12 protein-coding genes are annotated in these 17,669 nt (G+C 67.7%); 6 read left to right on the forward strand and 6 right to left on the reverse strand.

Features of this window, described 5'->3' with window-relative positions; all coding sequences use genetic code 11:
- Positions 1–16: 16 nt before the first annotated feature.
- Both LY44_RS09350 and pbpC read left to right on the forward strand, forming a co-directional pair.
- A complete protein-coding gene (locus LY44_RS09350) occupies positions 17–5,461 on the forward strand; it encodes an alpha-2-macroglobulin family protein (protein WP_055210146.1) in 5,445 nt (1,814 codons plus the stop codon).
- A complete protein-coding gene (gene pbpC / locus LY44_RS09355; protein WP_055210145.1) occupies positions 5,458–7,512 on the forward strand; it encodes a penicillin-binding protein 1C in 2,055 nt (684 codons plus the stop codon). Before LY44_RS09350 ends, pbpC begins: the two co-directional genes overlap by 4 nt.
- Before the next feature lie 69 nt (positions 7,513–7,581).
- Here pbpC and LY44_RS09360 read toward each other — a convergent pair whose 3' ends face one another.
- The 4 genes from LY44_RS09360 to LY44_RS09375 all read right to left on the reverse strand — a co-directional run bounded on the left by LY44_RS09360 (position 7,582) and on the right by LY44_RS09375 (position 12,621).
- Complete coding sequence (locus LY44_RS09360; protein WP_055210143.1) at positions 7,582–8,757, reverse strand: acetyl-CoA C-acyltransferase family protein; 1,176 nt, start codon at positions 8,755–8,757, stop codon at positions 7,582–7,584.
- Positions 8,758–9,013: 256 nt separating this feature from the next.
- The gene (locus tag LY44_RS09365) at positions 9,014–9,745 is read right to left on the reverse strand and encodes a metallophosphoesterase family protein (RefSeq protein WP_055210141.1); all 732 of its coding nucleotides are present in this window, start codon (positions 9,743–9,745) and stop codon (positions 9,014–9,016) included.
- Positions 9,746–9,808: 63 nt separating this feature from the next.
- On the reverse strand, positions 9,809–11,404 hold the full coding sequence (gene serA, locus LY44_RS09370) for a phosphoglycerate dehydrogenase (RefSeq protein ID WP_055210139.1): 1,596 nt from the start codon (positions 11,402–11,404) through the stop codon (positions 9,809–9,811).
- A 71-nt stretch (positions 11,405–11,475) separates the two neighbouring features.
- Positions 11,476–12,621 (reverse strand): phosphoserine transaminase, encoded by a 1,146-nt coding sequence (locus LY44_RS09375; RefSeq protein ID WP_055210137.1) that lies wholly within the window; start codon positions 12,619–12,621, stop codon positions 11,476–11,478.
- 156 nt (positions 12,622–12,777) lie between these two features.
- Here LY44_RS09375 and serB point away from each other — a divergent pair, with 156 nt between their 5' ends.
- Positions 12,778–13,650 (forward strand): phosphoserine phosphatase SerB, encoded by an 873-nt coding sequence (serB, locus tag LY44_RS09380; protein ID WP_055210135.1) that lies wholly within the window; start codon positions 12,778–12,780, stop codon positions 13,648–13,650.
- On the opposite strand, the gene nagA is transcribed toward serB, so the two are convergent.
- Positions 13,626–14,771, reverse strand: coding sequence for an N-acetylglucosamine-6-phosphate deacetylase (gene nagA, locus LY44_RS09385; protein WP_055210133.1), 1,146 nt, complete (start codon positions 14,769–14,771; stop codon positions 13,626–13,628). The two genes, serB and nagA, sit on opposite strands and share 25 nt — an antisense overlap.
- Positions 14,759–15,583, reverse strand: a complete 825-nt coding sequence (locus LY44_RS17920; RefSeq protein ID WP_065118395.1) for a BadF/BadG/BcrA/BcrD ATPase family protein — start codon at positions 15,581–15,583, stop codon at positions 14,759–14,761. Before LY44_RS17920 ends, nagA begins: the two co-directional genes overlap by 13 nt.
- A gap of 132 nt (positions 15,584–15,715) precedes the next feature.
- Here LY44_RS17920 and LY44_RS17925 point away from each other — a divergent pair, with 132 nt between their 5' ends.
- The 3 genes from LY44_RS17925 (at position 15,716) to LY44_RS09400 (ending at position 17,647) form a co-directional block, all read left to right on the forward strand.
- On the forward strand, positions 15,716–16,345 hold the full coding sequence (locus LY44_RS17925; protein WP_160320034.1) for a hypothetical protein: 630 nt from the start codon (positions 15,716–15,718) through the stop codon (positions 16,343–16,345).
- Between the two features lie 171 nt (positions 16,346–16,516).
- Complete coding sequence (locus LY44_RS09395; RefSeq protein ID WP_055210127.1) at positions 16,517–17,290, forward strand: DUF6478 family protein; 774 nt, start codon at positions 16,517–16,519, stop codon at positions 17,288–17,290.
- Positions 17,291–17,299: 9 nt separating this feature from the next.
- On the forward strand, positions 17,300–17,647 hold the full coding sequence (locus tag LY44_RS09400; protein WP_055210125.1) for a hypothetical protein: 348 nt from the start codon (positions 17,300–17,302) through the stop codon (positions 17,645–17,647).
- The last annotated feature ends 22 nt before the right edge of the window (positions 17,648–17,669 follow it).

A 17,669-nucleotide genomic window follows, 5' to 3' on the forward strand; every position in this document is an offset into this window, starting at 1 on the left:
CAGCCCGGAGGTTTCCATGCGTCTGTCCTCGGTCTTTCTTTCCTTCTGTGCAGTGATTGGCAGTTTCGGCCCTGCGATGGCGCAGGATGTCCCGCTTGTCCCCGAACGACGGCTGTCGATCGCCGAGGGGATGGACCTTGCGGGCCGGGATCTGAAGCAGATTTTCGACACCACGCTCGAGGCCTGCGAGGCCGCCTGCCTTGCTGATTCGGCCTGCGAGGCGGTGACCTTCAACGCCCGCAGCAATGCCTGTTTCCCGAAAGCCGGGGTGACGGCGATGACGCCCTATCAGGGCGCGTTTTCGGGCGTGGTGGTGGCGGCGAACAAGGGCGCCGAGGCGCGGGCCGGAACCCGGGCCGCCGATCTCGATTTTCTGGCCGAGGGCAGTCTGGCCGAGGCGACGGCGCTGGCGGCCGCGATGGGGCGGCTGCATCTGACGAATTTCACCAGCCCCGAGGAGCTGGCCACGGGGCTGAAACAGGCCCGGGCGCAGGCGAACTGGGCGCGGGCGCAGGCCTTGGAAGGGGCGATGATCGTGCTCTCCGATGCCGCCGATCAATGGACGGATTATGCGGCGCTGGGTCTGCGGCTGGAGGATTCCGAGGCGGTCGGCCGCTCGGTTTCGGCGGCGGTGAACGGCTATCTGCGCGCGGCCAGGCCCGCCGGTCAGGCCGAGGCGCTCTTCGTTCTGGCGCAGGCGCTGGAAAAGGCCGATCGCAACCGCGAGGCGCTTTCGGCGCTGCGGCTGGCGGCGACGCTGTCGGCGCGCGAGGATATCGCCGCCGCGCTGACCGAGGCCGAGGGCAAATACGGCTTCCGCATTCAGGACAACAGCGTCGAGGCCGATAGCGCAAGTCCCCGGATCTGCGCCAATTTCAACGCCGATCTGGTGAAGACCGGGGTCGATTACGCGCCCTTCGTGCAACTGCCCGAAACCGGGCTTTCGGTCGAGGCCGCGGCGAACCAGATCTGTGTCGGCGGGGTGAAACACGGGCAACGCTATGCGCTGACCTTCCGCAAGGGCCTGCCCGCCGCAACGGGCGAGACGCTGGGCAAGGATGTCACGATCACCGCCTATGTGCGTGACCGGGCGCCGTCGGTCAGCTTCCCCGGCCGGTCCTATATCCTGCCGCGCGGGGCGGACAGTGGCGTGCCGGTGCAGACGGTGAACCTCGAGGGGCTGGATCTGAAGATCCTGCGGGTGTCGGACCGCAATCTGGTGGCGGCGATGCGCGAGGATTACTTTGCCCGCTCGATGGACAGCTGGTCGGTCGATTATTTCAACAACCAATATGCCGAGGAAGTCTGGCACGGCAGCGCCGAGGTGAAGATGGAGGTCAACCGCGACATGACCACCCGTCTGCCGGTGCAGGAGGTGACCGGGCCGCTCGGCTCGGGCATCTATGTGCTGACAGCGACGGTGCCGGGGGCGGATCCCTACGAGAAACCTCCCGCGGCGCAGTGGTTCATGATCTCGGATCTGGGGCTGACCAGCTATTCGGGCGCCGACGGGCTGACCGTTGCGGTGCGCGGGCTCTCGGATGCGGGCGCTTTCGAGGGCGCCGAGGTGCAGCTGGTGTCGAAGGCCAATGCGGTGATCGCGACGGCCACAACCGATGCCGAAGGCGTGGTGCATTTCGCCCCCGCGCAGGCGGCGGGCAAGGACAATGCCGCCCCGGCGCTGATCGCGGTCAGCCGCGGCGAGGATCTGGCCTATCTGTCGCTCACCGATGCGGAATTCGACCTGTCCGACCGTGGCGTCGAGGGGATGCCCCCCGCGCCTGCGATCGATGTCTTCCTGACCACCGACCGCGGCGCTTATCGCGCCGGCGAGACGGTTCATGCGACGGTTCTGGCGCGCGATTCCGCGACGCAGGCGATTGATGGCCTGCCGCTGACCGCCGTTCTGCTGCGGCCCGATGGCGTCGAATATTCCCGCGCCCTGACCGAGGATGCGGGGGCAGGCGGGCACACGATCGCCCTGCCGATCGGGGCGCAGGCGCCGCGCGGCACCTGGCGGCTGGATATCTTCGCCGATCCCAAGGGCGAGCCGCTGGCTTCGGCCAAGGTCCTTGTGGAAGATTTCCTGCCCGAACGGATCGACGCCACCCTGACCCTGCCCGAAGGCGTTCTGGCCGGGGATGACATGCCGCTGATCGGGGTTGAGGCGCGCTATCTGTTCGGCGCCCCGGGGGCCGGGCTGGGCACCGAGGGCAGCTTCGCGCTGCGCACCGCCGCGGAGGTTCCGGGCTTTGCGGGCTATGTCTTCGGCCGTCACGACACGCCGTTCGAAACGCTTTACGACAGTCTGGAGGCGGGCGAGACCGACGAGACCGGCGCGGCCGAGATCGCCGTTGCCCTGCCCGAAGCGGCGCTGACCGCCGACCGGCCGCTGGAGGCGACCTTTGCGGTGGAAGTCCGCGAAGGCTCGGGCCGTCCGATCAGCCGCGAGATCAAGCGTCTGGTGATGCCCGCGGCGCCGGTTCTGGGGATCAAGCCGCAATTCGCCGAGGGCGCCGTGCCCGAAGGCGCAGAGGCCGGGTTCGAGGTCACGACCCTGGGGCCGGATCTGCAGCCGGTGCCGATGGCGCTGCATTGGGTGGTGAACAAGATCGAGACCACCTATCAGTGGTATGCGGTCGATGGCTATTGGAACTGGGAGCCGATCACCCGGCGGTCCCGCGTGGCCGAGGGCAAGGGCGATCTGACCGCGGCCGGGCCGCTGCAGATCGCGGCCAAGGTCGATTGGGGCCAATACGAACTGGTGGTCGAGGACGAGAGCGGCGCGGTGGCCGCCAGCATGGCCTTTGACGCGGGCTGGTATGCGCCCGCCGATGTGCTGGCCAGCCCGGACCGGCTGCAGCTGGCGCTCGACAAGCCCGCCTATGCGCTGGGCGACACGGCGCATCTGCGCATCGTCGCGCCCGCAAGGGGGGTGGCGCTGGTCTCGGTCCTGTCGAACCGGGTGGTGGCGCTGCAATCGGTCGAGGTCGAGGCTGGTGAAAACAGCATTGATCTGCCGGTGACGCAGGAATGGGGGGCGGGGGCCTATGTGACGGCCTCCGTGCTGCGGCCCTTGGCCGAGGAGGCGCCGAACCGGGCCCCGAACCGGGCAATGGGTCTGGCCTATGCCACGGTCGATCCGGGCGAACGGGCGCTCAAGGCGGCCTTCGACGTGCCCGCCGCTTCCGATCCGCGCGCGGCTTTGCCGGTGGCGCTGAAGGTCGAGGGCATCAAGAAAGGCGAGACCGTTTACGCGACGATTGCAGCGGTGGATCTGGGCATTCTGAACCTGACCGGGTTCAAGGCGCCCGATCCTGCGGCGCATTACTTTGGCCAGCGGCGGCTGGGCGTCGGGCTGCGCGATGTCTACGGGCGGCTGATTGATGGCCGCAGCGGCGAGATGGGGGTGATCCGCTCGGGTGGCGATGCCGGGCGGGACATGACGCTGCAGGCGCCGCCGCCCACGGAAGAGCTGGTGGCCTATTTCTCGGGCGCGCTGACGGCGGATGAGGATGGCGTGATCCGCACCAGTTTCGACATGCCCGCCTTCAACGGCACGGTGCGGCTTTCGGCGGTGGTCTGGTCGAAGACCGGCGTCGGGCAGGCCTCTTCGGACGTGCTGGTGCGCGATCCGGTGGTGGTGACGGCTTCGGTGCCGCGGTTCCTCGCGCCCGGCGACAGCTCGCGGCTGCTTCTGGAAAACGTCCATGCCACCGGGCCTTCGGGGCGGATGGGGCTCGATGTGACCTCGGCCGGGCTGGTGCTGGGGGATCGTCCCTCGGGGCTCGATCTGGCCGATCTGGGTAAGGCGGAAATCGCCGTGCCGGTGACCGCGCCGAAAGCCGAAGGGGTGCAGGAGATCCGGGTGGCGCTGACCACGCCCGATGGCAAGCTGCTGGAAAAGGTGCTGAAAATCCCGGTGCAGGACAACAGCCCCGAGGTGGCGCGGCAATCGCGCTTTGACCTTGCGGCGGGCAAGAGCTTCACCTTTGACGCCAATGTTTTCGCGGGCTTCCTGCCCGGTTCCGCCCGCGCGACCTTGGCGGCGGGGCCGATCGCCCGCTTTGACACCCCGGCGCTGTTGCAGGCGCTCGACCACTATCCCTATGGCTGCACCGAGCAGATCACCTCGACGGCGCTGCCGCTGCTCTATCTCTCCTCGGTGGCCGAGGCGATGGAGCTGGGCACGCCCAAGGATATCGACGCGCGCATCGAGGTGGCGATTTCCAAGGTGCTGACCAATCAGGATGCCTCGGGCGCTTTCGGGCTTTGGGGGCCGATGTCGGGCGATGGCTGGCTCGATGCCTATGTTACCGACTTCCTCAGCCGCGCCCGCAAGGCCGGGCATGCGGTGCCCGACATGGCCTTCCGCAACGCGCTCGACAACCTGCGCAATCAGGTGAATTACGCGCCCGATTTCGACCGCAGCAGCAATGGCGGCGGTCGGGTTCTGGCCTATCAGCTGATGGTGCTGGCGCGGGAAGGCGCGGCCTCGATCGGCGATCTGCGCTATTTCGCCGATGTGAAGGGCGACGATTTCGCGACGCCTCTGGCGATGGCGCAGCTGGGGGCGGCGCTGGCCTCTTATGGCGATCAGACCCGGGCCGATGCGATGTTTGCCCGGGCGGCGAAATCGGTCTCGGCCTTGGGCGATGAAAAGCCGGTCTGGCGCGATGACTATGGCACCCATCTGCGCGATGCCGCGGCGGTGCTGGCGCTGGCGTCGGAATCGGGCTCGACCGCGGTCAATGCCCAGACGGTCGGCCAATCGGTGATCGCGCGTCTGGGCAGCACGCCCCTGTCGACGCAGGAGGCGAGCTGGACGCTGCTCGCCGCCCATGCGCTGATCGACCGGCCCGGGGCCGAGGGTCTGACGGTGGATGGGGCGGCGGTGACCGGCCCGCTGGTCAAGGTGATCGACGCCGAGACCGCCGGACGGTCGCTGGCGATCGCGAACACCGGCGATACCCCGCAGACCCTGACCCTGACCACGGTGGGCGTGCCTGAAGTCGCCGAAAAGGCCGATGGCAAGGGCTGGGCGATTGCGCGCAGCTATTACACGCTGGAGGGCGAGGAGGTCGATGCCACGAAGGTTGCCCAAGGCACGCGGTTGGTGACGGTGCTGGAAATCAAGCCGCTTGGTCCGCAGCAAGCGCGGTTGATGGTCAACGATCCGCTGCCCGCGGGCTTCGAGATCGACAACCCGAACCTGATCCGCGCCGGGGATCTGGCGGCGCTCGACTGGCTTACGGTCGAGGAAAACCCGCTGACGACTGAATTCCGGCAGGATCGCTTCCTCGCCGCGCTGGATTGGCAAAGCGATCAGCCGTTCCGGCTGGCCTATGTCGTGCGCGCGGTCAGCCCGGGGACGTTCGTCCATCCGGCGGCCTCGGTCGAAGACATGTATCGCCCCGAGATGCGGGCGCATGGCGAAACCGGGGTGGTGACGGTGGAATGACATCTCGCCTGCGGGCGGCGGGGGTCTTTGCCGCCGCCCTTCTTCTGCTACTCGGGGCGGGCCTGCGCGACGGGCTGGATCGCTGGATTGCCACCGCGCCGCTGCCGCCCTTGGCGGTCGATGTCGGCACCGAGGTTCTCGCCCGTGACGGCTCGATCCTGCGCGCCTTTCCGGTCGCCGACGGCCGCTGGCGGCTGGCGCCCGGCCCGGTCGATCCGGCCTATCTGACCGCGCTGGTCGCCTATGAGGACGGCCGGTTTTACCGCCATCCCGGCGTCGATCCGCTTGCCGTGTTGCGGGCCGGGGCGCAGATGATCGGGAACGGGCAGGTGGTCTCGGGCGCCTCGACGCTGACGATGCAGGTGGCGCGGCTCTTGGAGGAAGGCACGACCGGCCGACTGGATGGCAAGCTGCGGCAGGCGCGACTGGCGCTGGCGCTGGAGCGGCATCTGACCAAGGCCCAGATCCTTGATCTCTATCTGCGACTGGCGCCCTTTGGCGGCAATGTCGAAGGCGTCCGGGCGGCGTCGCTGGCCTGGTTCGGCAAGGAACCGCGGCGGCTTTCCCCGGCCGAGGCGGCGCTGCTGATCGCCCTGCCGCAATCGCCCGAAACCCGCCGCCCGGACCGGTTTCCGAAAGCCGCCAAGGCGGCGCGGGACCGGGTGCTGGATCGTCTCGCGGCCGAAGCCGTTCTGACGCCCGATGCGGCGCAGGCGGCCAAGGCCGAACCGATCCCGACCCGGCGGCGCGATTTTCCCGCGCTCGCCCCGCATCTGACCGAACGGCTTGCCGCCGCCGTTCCGCGGGGCACCCGGATCGAGACGACGATCACGCCCGGGCTGCAACGCGCGGCCGAGGCGCTGGCGGGCCGGGCGGTGGCCGGGCAGGCCGGGCAGGTCTCGGTCGCGCTTCTGGTGGCCGATCATCGCACCGGAGAGATCCGCGCTTCGGTCGGCGGCGCGGCCTGGACCGATGCGAAACGGGCGGGCTTCGTCGATCTGACGCAGGCGTCGCGCTCGCCCGGATCGACGCTGAAACCCTTCGTCTATGCGCTGGCCTTCGACGACGGTCTGGCCCATCCCGAAACCCTGATCGAGGATCGGCCGGTGGCTTTCGGCCCCTGGCGGCCGCAGAATTTCGACCGCAGCTTTCGCGGCACCGTGCCGGTGCGGCAGGCCCTGTCGCTGTCGCTCAACATTCCCGTCGTCAGCCTGACCGAGGCCCTGGGGCCGGAGCGGCTGCTTTCCGCGCTGCGCAAGGCCGGGGCCAGGGTGCTGCTGCCGAATGACGCCCCGCCCGGTCTGGCGGTCAGTCTGGGCGGGGTGGGGATCAGCTTGCAGGATCTGGTGCAGAGCTATGCGGCGTTGGCGCGGCTGGGCCGCCCCTTGCGGCTTTCGGCCGAGGCGGGCAAGGCCGGTCCGCGCGATGGCCAGCTTTTCGGGGCCGTCGCGGCCTGGCAGGTGGTGGACATCCTGTCGCGCATCCCGCCGCCGCCCGGCGCGGCGCCGAACCGGATCGCCTTCAAGACCGGCACCTCTTACGGGCATCGCGACGCGCTGGCGCTGGGGTTTGACGGTGCCCATGTCGCGGGCGTCTGGATGGGCCGCGCCGATGGCACACCCGTTCCCGGGGCCTTTGGCGGCGAGCTGGCGGCGCCGGTGCTGTTCGAGCTGTTCGACCGCATCGGCGCGACCCGCGCCCCCCTGCCGCCGCCGCCGCCTGCGACGCTGATCCTGCCCAATGCACGGCTGCCGCAACCGCTGCAGCGCTTCCGCCCGCGCGATGCCGCGTTTTCGGCGCAGGTCGCGGGCGCCCCGGAAGTGACCTTCCCGCCCGAGGGCGCCGAGATCGAGATGGCGGGGCAGGGGTTGACGGTCAAGCTGCGCGGCGGCGCGCCGCCCTTCACCTGGCTGGCGAATGGCGCGCCGCTGCTGGTGGGCAGCCGCACGCGCGAGACGGTGCTGGACCTGACCGGCCCGGGCTTCGTGTCGCTGACGGTGCTTGATGCGCAGGGGCGCAGCGACCATCGCCAGATCGTGCTGAAACCGTGACAAGGGCGTATTTTTGCCAAGAAAAAACAGCTGCTTTTTCTTGGTCCAAATACGCCCTTGCGACAGATGTCAGAGGCGCTCGATCGCCAGCGCAATCCCCTGACCGCCGCCGATGCACATGGTGATCAGGCCAAGACGGCCGCCGGTCCTGTGCAGGTGATAAAGCGTCTTCACCGTCAGGATCGCCCCCGTCGCACCGACCGGATGGCCCATCGCGATCGCGCCGCCGTTCGGGTTGACCCGCGCCGGGTCGAGGTCAAGCGCACGTGAAACAGCAAGCGCCTGCGCCGCAAAGGCCTCGTTGCTTTCGATCACGTCGAAATCGCCGACCTTGAGCCCGGTCCTTTCGCACAGCGCCCGCACCGCCGGGATCGGACCAAGGCCCATGACCTCGGGGCGCACGCCCGCCACCGCAAAACCGCGGATGCGGGCCAAGGGTTTCAGCCCGGTCGCCATCGCCGCGTCTTCGCGGGCGATCACCAGCGCCGCGGCGCCGTCATTGATGCCCGAGGCATTGCCCGCCGTCACCGAGCCGCCCTTCAGGAAGGCGGGCTTCAGCGCGGCGAGTTTCTCCAGCGTCGTCGCTTTGGGGTGTTCGTCGGTGTCGAAGATCACCGTGCCCTTGCGCGTGGCGATCTCGACGGGCACGATTTCCTCCTTGAACGCCCCCGCCGCAATCGCCGCCGCGGCGCGGATCTGGCTTTGCAGCGCGAAGGCGTCCTGATCCGCGCGCGTGACGCCGCATTCGATGGCGACGTTTTCCGCCGTCACCCCCATGTGACCGGTGCCGAAGGGGCAGGAAAGCGCCCCCAGCATCATGTCGATCACGCTGGCATCGCCCATCTTCTGGCCAAAGCGCGCGGCGGGCAGGATGTAGGGGGCGCGGCTCATCACGTCGACGCCGCCCGCCAGCGCGAAATCGCCCTCGCCCAGCATCAGCGCCTGCGCCGCCGAGATGATCGCCTGCACCCCCGAGCCGCAAAGCCGGTTCACGTTCATCGCGGGCGTTTCGACCGGCACGCCCGCCTGCACCGCGGCGACGCGGCTGACATACATGTCGCGCGGTTCGGTGTTCAGGATATGGCCCATCACCACCTGATTGATCTGTTCGGGCGCGACGCCCGCGCGTTCCAGCGCCGCCCGCGTGGCGATCGTGGCCAGATCGACGGGCGCAAGGCCCGCAAGGCTGCCGCCAAAGCCGCCGATGGCGGTCCTTGCGCCCGAAAGAATGACAATGCCGGTCATGAGCTCCCCTCCGCTGCAATGCGGAAAGGTTACCTCCGGCACCGGGGCGGGGAACAGGGCTTTGGCCTTGCGTGACGGAACGTCATTCCCTCAGAAGCCGAAGGCCCAGACCAGCCGCAGTTCCGTGCGCCCCCCCTCTCCGTCGGGATGGGTGACGATCCAATGGGTTCGCAGGCGTGGTGTCGATCGTCTCCGCATCGGGGCCCCCGGGGTGCTGTTTCGGGAATCATGCGCCGATTTGGTTAATGCGACGTTCTCAGCCCAGCGGCACCCGGCCCCGGTCGGTCAGCAGCCAGGCCTGCCGCCCCTCGATCACCGCCGCGGACAGGGGGCCGCCATACCCGGCGGAGCTGTCCAGATTGAGCCGGTTGCCGTAATGGCTGGGGACATCAAGCGCCGTATGCCCATGCACGATCAGCGCGCCGTGATCGCGGGGGTCTTCCAGAAACGGGGCGCGGATCCAGAGCAGGTCATCCTCGGTCTGCGCGGCAAGCGGCACGCCGGGGCGTATGCCCGCATGCACGAAGATCGCCGCGTCGCGGCGAAAGGAGAGCGGCAGCCCGGCCAGCCAGCCGCGATGCGCGGGCGGCACGGCGGCCAGTGCCTCGGCATGGACCTGGGCCGTGGGCCGGTTCGCCGGTTCGCGGATGCCATAGGAGGCCAGCGTCTCGGGCCCGCCCAGCCGCGGATGCATCCAGGTGTATTCGGCGCGCAGCCGCGGATCGCGGCCGAAGGGATCATCGAGGAAAATCGAGAACATCCGGTCGTGATTGCCCTTGAGCACGATCAGGTTGTCGCCCGCCGCCTGCCGGTCGAACAGATGGGTGATCACCCCCGCCGAATTCGGGCCGCGGTCGACGAGATCGCCCAGAACCACCACGGGGCTGTCGGGGGCGCCCTCGCGGGTGCGGTCGGTTTCGATCCGGTCGAAGGCGCGCATCATCAGGTCATATTGGCCGTGGATGTCGCCGATGGCATAGCTTTGCATGGTCTCTCCAACGAAAAGGCCCCCCGCGGTCGCGGAGGGCCTGGTAACGCCGTGAACCTAGGATCAGGCGATGTTGAATTCCAGCGGTTTCACCTGCTGGAAGAGGCCTGTGGCTTCCAGTTCGGACACAACCTTGGCATCCAGCGCCTCGTCGAGATAGGCGATGGCGATGGCCTCGCCGCCCGCGGCCGCGCGGCCCAGGGTGAAGTTCGCCAGGTTGACATTGTGTTCGCCCAGAAGCGTGCCAAGCTTGCCGATGATGCCGGGCAGGTCCTTGTTGGTCGTGTAGAGCATGTGGCGGCCGACTTCGGCATCGACATTGATGCCCTTGATCTGGATGAAGCGCGGCTTGCCATCCGAGAAGCAGGTGCCGGCGATCGAGCGCTCGCGCTTGTCGGTGACGACGGTGATCTTGATGTAACCGTCGAACACGCCCGACTTGTCCTGGGTCGTGGTCGACAGCTGGATCCCGCGTTCCTTGGCGATCACCGGGGCCGAGACCATGTTCACGTCCGGGTTCGAGCGGCTCATGATGCCCGCGATCACGGCGCATTCCAGCGCGCGCAGGTTCATCGTCGAGGCGGTGCCGTCATAGGTGACGTTGATCGCGGTGATCGGCTCGTCGGTCATCTGGCCGATGAAGGCGCCCAGATATTCGGCCAGCTTCACCCAGGGGCCCATGACGCGGGCTTCGTCGGCGGTCATCGAGGGCATGTTCAGCGCGTTTTCAACCGCGCCATCCAGCAGATAATTCGCCATCTGCTCGGCCACCTGCAGCGCGACGTTTTCCTGCGCTTCCGAGGTCGAGGCGCCAAGATGCGGCGTGCAGACGACGTTCGGCAGGTTGAAGAGCGGGTTCGCTTCCGCCGGTTCGACCGAGAACACGTCGAAGGCGGCGCCCGCGACATGGCCCGATTTCAGCATGTCGGCCAGCGCTTCTTCATCGACCAGACCGCCACGGGCGCAGTTGATGATCCGCACGCCGGGCTTGGTTTTCGCCAGGTTTTCGCGCGACAGGATGTTGCGCGTCGAGTCGGTCAGCGGCACGTGCAGCGTGATGAAATCGGCGCGGCGGAGCAGCTCTTCCAGCTCGACCTTGTCGACGCCCATCTTCTCGGCCTTTTCTTCCGACAGGAAGGGATCATAGGCGATGACCTTCATCTTCAGGCCCTTGGCGCGGTCGCAGACGATCCCGCCGATATTGCCCGCGCCGATCACGCCCAGCGTCTTCGCCGTCAGCTCGACGCCCATGAATTTCGACTTTTCCCATTTGCCCGCATGGGTCGAGGCCGAGGCCTCGGGGATCTGCCGCGCCACGGCGAACATCATCGCGATCGCATGTTCGGCGGTGGTGATCATGTTGCCGAACGGCGTGTTCATCACGATCACGCCTTTTTTCGACGCCGCTTCCTTGTCGACGTTGTCGACGCCGATCCCGGCGCGGCCGATCACCTTCAGGCGGGTGGCCTTTTCCAGCAGGGCGGCAGTGGCCTTGGTGGCCGAGCGGATGGCAAGGCCATCATAATTGCCGATGATCTCGGCCAGTTTTTCCTTGTCCTTGCCGAGCTTGGGCTGGAAATCCACCTCGATGCCGCGATCGCGGAAGATCTGCACGGCGGCGTCGGAGAGTTCGTCAGAGATCAGAACCTTGGGGGCCATTTCATGGGCTCCTGAAATTTCGGAAATGTGGGAAAGGATGGGCGCCGATTGCGCCCATCGCGTTTCTGAAATCAGGCTTGCGCCGCGATTTCCGCCTCGAAAGCGTAAGCAAGCCAGGGCATCAGGGCCTCGACATCGGCTTTTTCGATCGTCGAGCCGCACCAGATCCGCAGACCGGCCGGGGCATCGCGATAGGCGCCGATATCCAGCGCAACGCCTTCTTTTTCAAGGCGTTTGGCAACGGCCTTGGCAAAGGCGGCGCCGTCCTTGATGCGGGCGTCGTTGAACTTCAGGCAGACCGAGGTGGTCGAGGCCGTCGCCGGATCGTTCGCCAGATTCTCGATCCACGGATTGGCGGCGCAGAAGTCCCAGACCACTTTCGCATTGGCAGCGGCACGGTCGACAAGGCCTTTCAGCCCGCCGATGGTTTTCGCCCATTTCATCGCCACCAGGTAATCTTCGACGCAAAGCATCGAGGGGGTGTTGATGGTTTCGCCGACAAAGATGCCCTCGATCAGCTTGCCCTTGGAGGTCAGGCGGAAGATCTTCGGCAGCGGCCAGGCCGGGGTGTAGCTTTCCAGCCGTTCCACCGCCCGGGGCGACAGGATCAGCACGCCATGACCGCCTTCGCCGCCCAGCACCTTCTGCCAGGAGAAGGTGGTGACATCGAGCTTGTCCCAGGGCAGGTCCATCGCGAAGGCCGCCGAGGTGGCGTCGCAGATGGTCAGGCCTTCGCGGTCGGCCGGGATCTTGTCGCCGTTCGGCACGCGCACACCAGAGGTGGTGCCGTTCCAGGTGAAGACGACATCGGTGTTGAAATCGACCGTGGCGAAATCGACGATGTCGCCGTAACCGGCTTCCTTCACCTCGGCGTCAAGTTTCAGCTGCTTGACGACATCGGTGACCCAGCCGGAACCGAAGCTTTCCCAGGCGCACATCGTCACCTTTCGGGAGCCCAAAAGCGACCAGAGCGCCATCTCGACGGCGCCGGTGTCCGAGGCGGGAACGATGCCGATGCGGTAATCCGCCGGAACGCCCAGAATTTCGCGGGTCAGGTCGATGGCTTCTTTCAGCTTGTTCTTGCCGATGGCGGCACGGTGCGACCGGCCAAGCGGTGCATCCGAAAGCATGTCGAGGGAGAAACCGGGGATCTTCGCGCAGGGGCCCGAAGAGAAACGTGCATTCGCCGGACGGTTGGCCGGGGCAGTATTCGTCATGTCGCTATCCTTCCAGATAAACGCCCTTCGTTGGGGAAGGGTGTCCCACCGTCGCTGCTACAGGCTTTGCCCCTCTGGCACAAGATGGAAAATCACGCTAAAGCGCCGCATCGGATTTCAAAAGCGACATCCCTCCAGCCCCGGGACCCCTGATCCATGTTCATCGCCACGCTTCTCGCCGACCCGAAAGCCGCCAATCTGGAGGCGGTCACGGTCACCTCGCTGCGCAACGCCTGGGGGGGCGGAGAGGTCCGCTGGCTGGCCCCGGGCATTGCCGCCGAATTCCAGATCGACAGGATGCCGGAGAACCGCTGGCAGGTCTGGGACGATCTGCAAAAGCTCGGTTTCGATCTTGTGGTGCAGCCGGCCGAGGGGCGGAAGAAAAAGATGCTGCTGGCCGACATGGACAGCACGATGATCCAGCAGGAATGCATCGACGAGCTGGCCGATGTGGCGGGCGTGGGGGCGCAGGTGAGCGCGATCACGGCGCGGGCGATGAATGGCGAACTCGACTTTGAAGGGGCGCTGACCGAGCGTCTGGGCCTGCTGACCGGGTTGCCGGAAAGCGTGATCGGGCGGGTGATTTCGGAACGCATCACCTTCATGCCGGGCGGTCATGACCTTTTGCGGACGATGAAGGCGAACGGGGCTTACTGCGCGCTGGTGTCGGGCGGATTTACCGCTTTCACCGGCCATGTTGCTGAAACGCTTGGCTTTGACGAGAACCGGGCGAATGTTCTGGGCATCGAAAACGGAAAGCTGACCGGGGTTCCGGTGCTGCCGATTCTGGGGCGCGAAGCCAAGGTTCAAGCTTTTCTGGAAATTTCGGAAAGATTGAAACTGGCCCATTCCGAGGTGATGGCGGTGGGCGACGGCGCCAATGATCTGGGCATGTTGCAGCTGGCCGGGGCGGGGGTGGCGCTGCACGCAAAGCCCTCGGTCGCGGCGCAATGCGAGATCCGCATCAACCACGGCGATCTTTCGGCGCTGCTTTACATTCAGGGCTATGCGGTGGGCGATTTCGCCTGAAGCTGACCGCCCTGCCAGACCCGGGTCAGCTGCCAATCCTCGGTGAGATGCACCAGATCGGCGGGCAGGCCGGGGGCGATGCGTCCCCGGTTAGATCCGATCAGCGCCGCCGGGCGCGCGGTGGCCATGGTCAGCGCCTGTTCGGGTGGCAGCCCCAGAACCTTTACGCAGAATCGGATCGCCTGTGGCAGGCTCAGATCCGCCCCGGCGAGCGTGTCGTTTTCCGTCCTCAGGCTGCGGTTGGCACGATGGATGCGCTGCCCGGCCAGATCGAAGCCGGTCAGATCGGTGCCCGCAACCGCCATCGCATCACTGACCAGAAAGAGCCGCGCGCCCGCCAGCCGCAACGCCAGCCGGGCTGAGTCGGTGCAAACATGCAGGCCGTCGGCGATCAGGCCGCAGGCGAAGGGCAGCGACAGGGCGGCGCCGACAAGCCCCGGCTCGCGCGAACCAAGCTGACTCATCGCGTTGAAGAGATGCGTCACGACGCGGGCGCCCGCGTCATGGGCCGCTTGCGCCTCGGCCATGCTGCAGTCGGCATGACCCAGCGCCACCACCACCCCCGCCTCGGTCAGCCGGGCGATCTGAGCGGGCGTCACCGCAGCGGGGGCAACCGTCAGCAGCAGCGCGGGCAGACCGGCGCGGGCCTCGCAGAGCGTCAGAAGGTCGTCCTCGGTCATCGGGCGGATGTGCTGCGCCGGGTGGCAACCGGGCCGCTTCGGGTCGAGATGGGGCCCTTCGAGATGCAGGCCGAGGAACCCCGGCACCCGGCCCACCGCCGCCACCCCGGCGGCCAGAACCGCGCGGGTCTGCCGGGCCGAGGTGGTGATCAGCGTGGGCAAAAGCCCGGTCGTGCCAAGGCCCGCATGGGCGGCGCAGATCGTCGCGATCTCGGCCAGCGGGTCGTCGCCCGAGAGCATCACCCCGCCGCCGCCATTCACCTGCAGGTCGATCAGCCCGGGCGCCAGCAGGCCGCCGTCCAGGTCGATCCGCGCGCCTTCGGGCGTCTCCTGCACGGGCAGGATCGCCGCGATCCGGTCGCCCTCCAGCACCACCGCCTGTCCGTCGTGACACCGGGTCCCGTCGAACAGCCGCGCCCCGGTCAGGATCACGCGGCCCATGTTGCCGGATCCCGTGCCATCGCCATCGCGCCGTCAAGCGCCGTGCCCAAAGGCTCGGCCCGCGGCCAGTCGGTCAGCGCCAGCGTCGGACCGAGCCCGCCCAGCCAGACCACCGGCAGCGGCGGGTCGGTCTGCAACAGCCCGATCGCCGCGCGCAGCTCGGCCCGGGTCTCGGCCAGAACATGACGCGACAGCGGATCGTCAAAGGCGGCGGCCATGCGATGCACCAGAAGCGCGTGATCGGCCGGGGTCTTTTGCAGCGTGAAGGCGACCAGCCCCGGCCCGCCGCCCAGATCCGCAAGGATCGCTCGCGCCAGCGGCGAGAGCGGCGCATAGCCATCGAGCATCCGGGTGATCCGGTTCAGCATCAGCCGCCCCATCCAGGCGCCCGAGGCCTCGTCGCCCAGCCGGAAGCCCCAGCCGCCGATCGCGGTGACCTGCCCGCCCAGCTGCCGCGCAAAGACCGAGCCGGTGCCGATCGCCGCCATGATCCCGTCGCCCGTTCCCAGCGCGCCGCGCAGCGAGGTGGTCACATCCTGCACCACCTTCGCCCGGAACGGCAGCGCCGCTTCAAGCCGCGGCGCCGCGCCCGAGAGGTTCGCCCCGGCCACGCCCAGCACCGCGCGCACCTGATCAAGCGGCCGATCCCCGATCAGCCGCAGCGCCAGACCGCGCAGGCTTTCCAGCGCCGCGGCGAAATCCGTGGCGATATTTGCAGGCCCGCCCTCAGCCCGGTCCAGCTCGCGCCCCTCGGCATCGCAAAGCACCGCCCGGCAGCCGCTTCCGCCGCCATCAATCGCAAGATAGACCATGTTCGCCTCCGTTCGGCCCAAGATGCCGTGGCCCGGCGGCAGCGGCAAGGCGAAACCCGCCCGGGGCGCAACTCGGCGCTTGTCCCCGGGTCGCGGGCCTTGATAGGAAGGGCCGCCGAGCAGGGGGGGGCGATGCGACGGATCTTGATCACTCTGTGTCTGAGCCTTGCCCTGTCGGGCTGCGTCACGGCGCTGCCGTTCAAACTCGAGCTGCCCCTGCCGCAGCACAGGCCGGTCACCGGCCGGGTCACGCTGCAACAGGGCGCGATGACCCTGATGGCGCCGGACGGGTTCTGTGTCGATCCCGGCTCGACCCGCGACGGGCCCGAGGGCAGCTTCGTGCTCTGGGGCAGCTGTGCCGCGATCGGCGGCGATCCGCGCGCGCCGCGACCGGCGCAAAAGGCGCTGCTCAGCGCCACGGTCGGCCCGCTCAGCGAGGATCCGGTCGAGACTGCCTTCGAGAGCTACGAGGCCTTTTTCAAGAGCCGGGCCGGACGGGCGGCGCTGGCGCGGTCGGGCAAGGCGCGGGATGTGAAGATCCTGGCGGTGAAGCGCGAGGAGCGGCGGTTGCTTTTGAAAATCGCCGATCGCTCCGCCCCGACCACCGCGCCGGTGGACCCGGTCTACTGGCGCGAGATCATCGGGCTTGGCGGCCATGTCGCGGCGCTGTCGGTGCTGCCGCTGGCGGGCAGCGCGCTGGATGACGCGACTCAGCTGGAATTGCTTGCGGCTTTCGACGAGACCATTCATGACCTGAATTGATCGCATTTGGAGAGTGTTTGAAATGTGTTTCGCGACAGGGTTGCGGCGCGTTCGAAATGCAGTGTTTCATCTCGATTTTAAGCTTCATTTCTGCCCGGAGCCGGTGCAGAGAAACGTCTATATAACCTGTCGTTCGTATGATGGTGGCGTCCTCGGATCGCCAAGGTGACCATGTCCGGAAAGTCCAATTCACTCCTTGACCGTCTGGCGCAAGGCCGGATGCTGGCGCGCTGGGAACGGGCGGGGCGCAAGGTTTCCCTGCTTGGCCCGGCGGAGCTTGCGCAGTTGCGCGACGATGCGCAGTCGCTGCGGCGCACGCTGGACCGGGTGCTGTTTCAGGCCGAGGAGCGTCTGGCCCTGTCGGCCGCCGGCGGTGACGGGATCGAGCGCCCGCTTGGCTGCGACTGGATCTGGCGGCCGGATCTGTGGCGCGGCCCGGTGGTGCCCGCGGGGCGTGTCGGGGTCGAAAGCCGGACCGGGATCGGCGCCGATGCGACGCTGTTTCACGATTGCCGGGACAGCGACATCACGCTGCGGCAGATCCGCAACCGCCCGCCGCAGGATGCCGCGCCGTTCGGGCTGCGGCTGGATGTGTTCCGCTTCGACGGTGCGTTCCTGTCGCTGGTGCTTGATCTGCCCGAGGCGGGCGTGGCGGGGCTGAAGCGCAATCATCTGATCCGGCTTGCGATGTCGGTCGAGCTGGAACGGCCGATCGAGATTTTCTGCCGTCTGAACGTCAAGCACGGGCCGAACACCGATCAGCTGGTGCGGGAAATGCCGCTGGGCGGCGGCGCGGATTTCGTCGAATTCGATCTGGCCTATACGAAGATGAACGAAAAGCGGGTCGAGAAGGCCTGGGTCGATCTGATCTTCGAAGGGCCGCAGATGAACCAGATCCTGCTGCGGGATCTGTCCGTTGCGCGGCATCCGCGCGCCAATATCTGAGGGGGCGGGATGCTGGAAGGATCGCGGATCGCGGCAGGGCGTTGGGAAGGTCTTTGGACCGGCACGGCGGAGCCGGGCCTGAGGGTCATGCATCAGGAGCGGGAGCTGCCCGGTCTTGCCTGCGAGGCGCTGGGCGGGGGGCGCTGGCGGCTGAGCCTGCCGATCCCGGTGGAGCTGCTCTCGGATGGGGTGCAGACGTTCCTGTTGCGCGCGGGCGACGACACGGTGGGGCATTTCACCCTTGTCTCGGGCCAGCCGCTCGAGGCGGATCTGCGCGCCGAACTCGATCTGCTGCGGGCGGAACTGGATCTGCTGAAGCGGGCGTTCCGGCGCCATTGCGTCGAGACCGGCGCCTGAGACCGGCGCCTGAGGCCGGGGG

It is taken from the genome of Rhodobacter capsulatus, from assembly GCF_003254295.1.
GTDB lineage: Bacteria > Pseudomonadota > Alphaproteobacteria > Rhodobacterales > Rhodobacteraceae > Rhodobacter > Rhodobacter capsulatus.

What these genes read in the sequence shown, in the direction of transcription:
- LY44_RS09400 (WP_055210125.1), top strand. Translation starts at nt 17,300, where the DNA reads ATGCTGGAAGGATCGCGGATCGCGGCAGGGCGTTGGGAAGGTCTTTGG.
- serB (WP_055210135.1), top strand. Translation starts at nt 12,778, where the DNA reads ATGTTCATCGCCACGCTTCTCGCCGACCCGAAAGCCGCCAATCTGGAG.
- nagA (WP_055210133.1), bottom strand. Translation starts at nt 14,771, where the DNA reads ATGGGCCGCGTGATCCTGACCGGGGCGCGGCTGTTCGACGGGACCCGG.
- LY44_RS09375 (WP_055210137.1), bottom strand. Translation starts at nt 12,621, where the DNA reads ATGACGAATACTGCCCCGGCCAACCGTCCGGCGAATGCACGTTTCTCT.
- LY44_RS09360 (WP_055210143.1), bottom strand. Translation starts at nt 8,757, where the DNA reads ATGACCGGCATTGTCATTCTTTCGGGCGCAAGGACCGCCATCGGCGGC.
- LY44_RS17920 (WP_065118395.1), bottom strand. Translation starts at nt 15,583, where the DNA reads ATGGTCTATCTTGCGATTGATGGCGGCGGAAGCGGCTGCCGGGCGGTG.
- LY44_RS09365 (WP_055210141.1), bottom strand. Translation starts at nt 9,745, where the DNA reads ATGCAAAGCTATGCCATCGGCGACATCCACGGCCAATATGACCTGATG.
- pbpC (WP_055210145.1), top strand. Translation starts at nt 5,458, where the DNA reads ATGACATCTCGCCTGCGGGCGGCGGGGGTCTTTGCCGCCGCCCTTCTT.
- LY44_RS09395 (WP_055210127.1), top strand. Translation starts at nt 16,517, where the DNA reads ATGTCCGGAAAGTCCAATTCACTCCTTGACCGTCTGGCGCAAGGCCGG.
- serA (WP_055210139.1), bottom strand. Translation starts at nt 11,404, where the DNA reads ATGGCCCCCAAGGTTCTGATCTCTGACGAACTCTCCGACGCCGCCGTG.
- LY44_RS09350 (WP_055210146.1), top strand. Translation starts at nt 17, where the DNA reads ATGCGTCTGTCCTCGGTCTTTCTTTCCTTCTGTGCAGTGATTGGCAGT.
- LY44_RS17925 (WP_160320034.1), top strand. Translation starts at nt 15,716, where the DNA reads ATGCGACGGATCTTGATCACTCTGTGTCTGAGCCTTGCCCTGTCGGGC.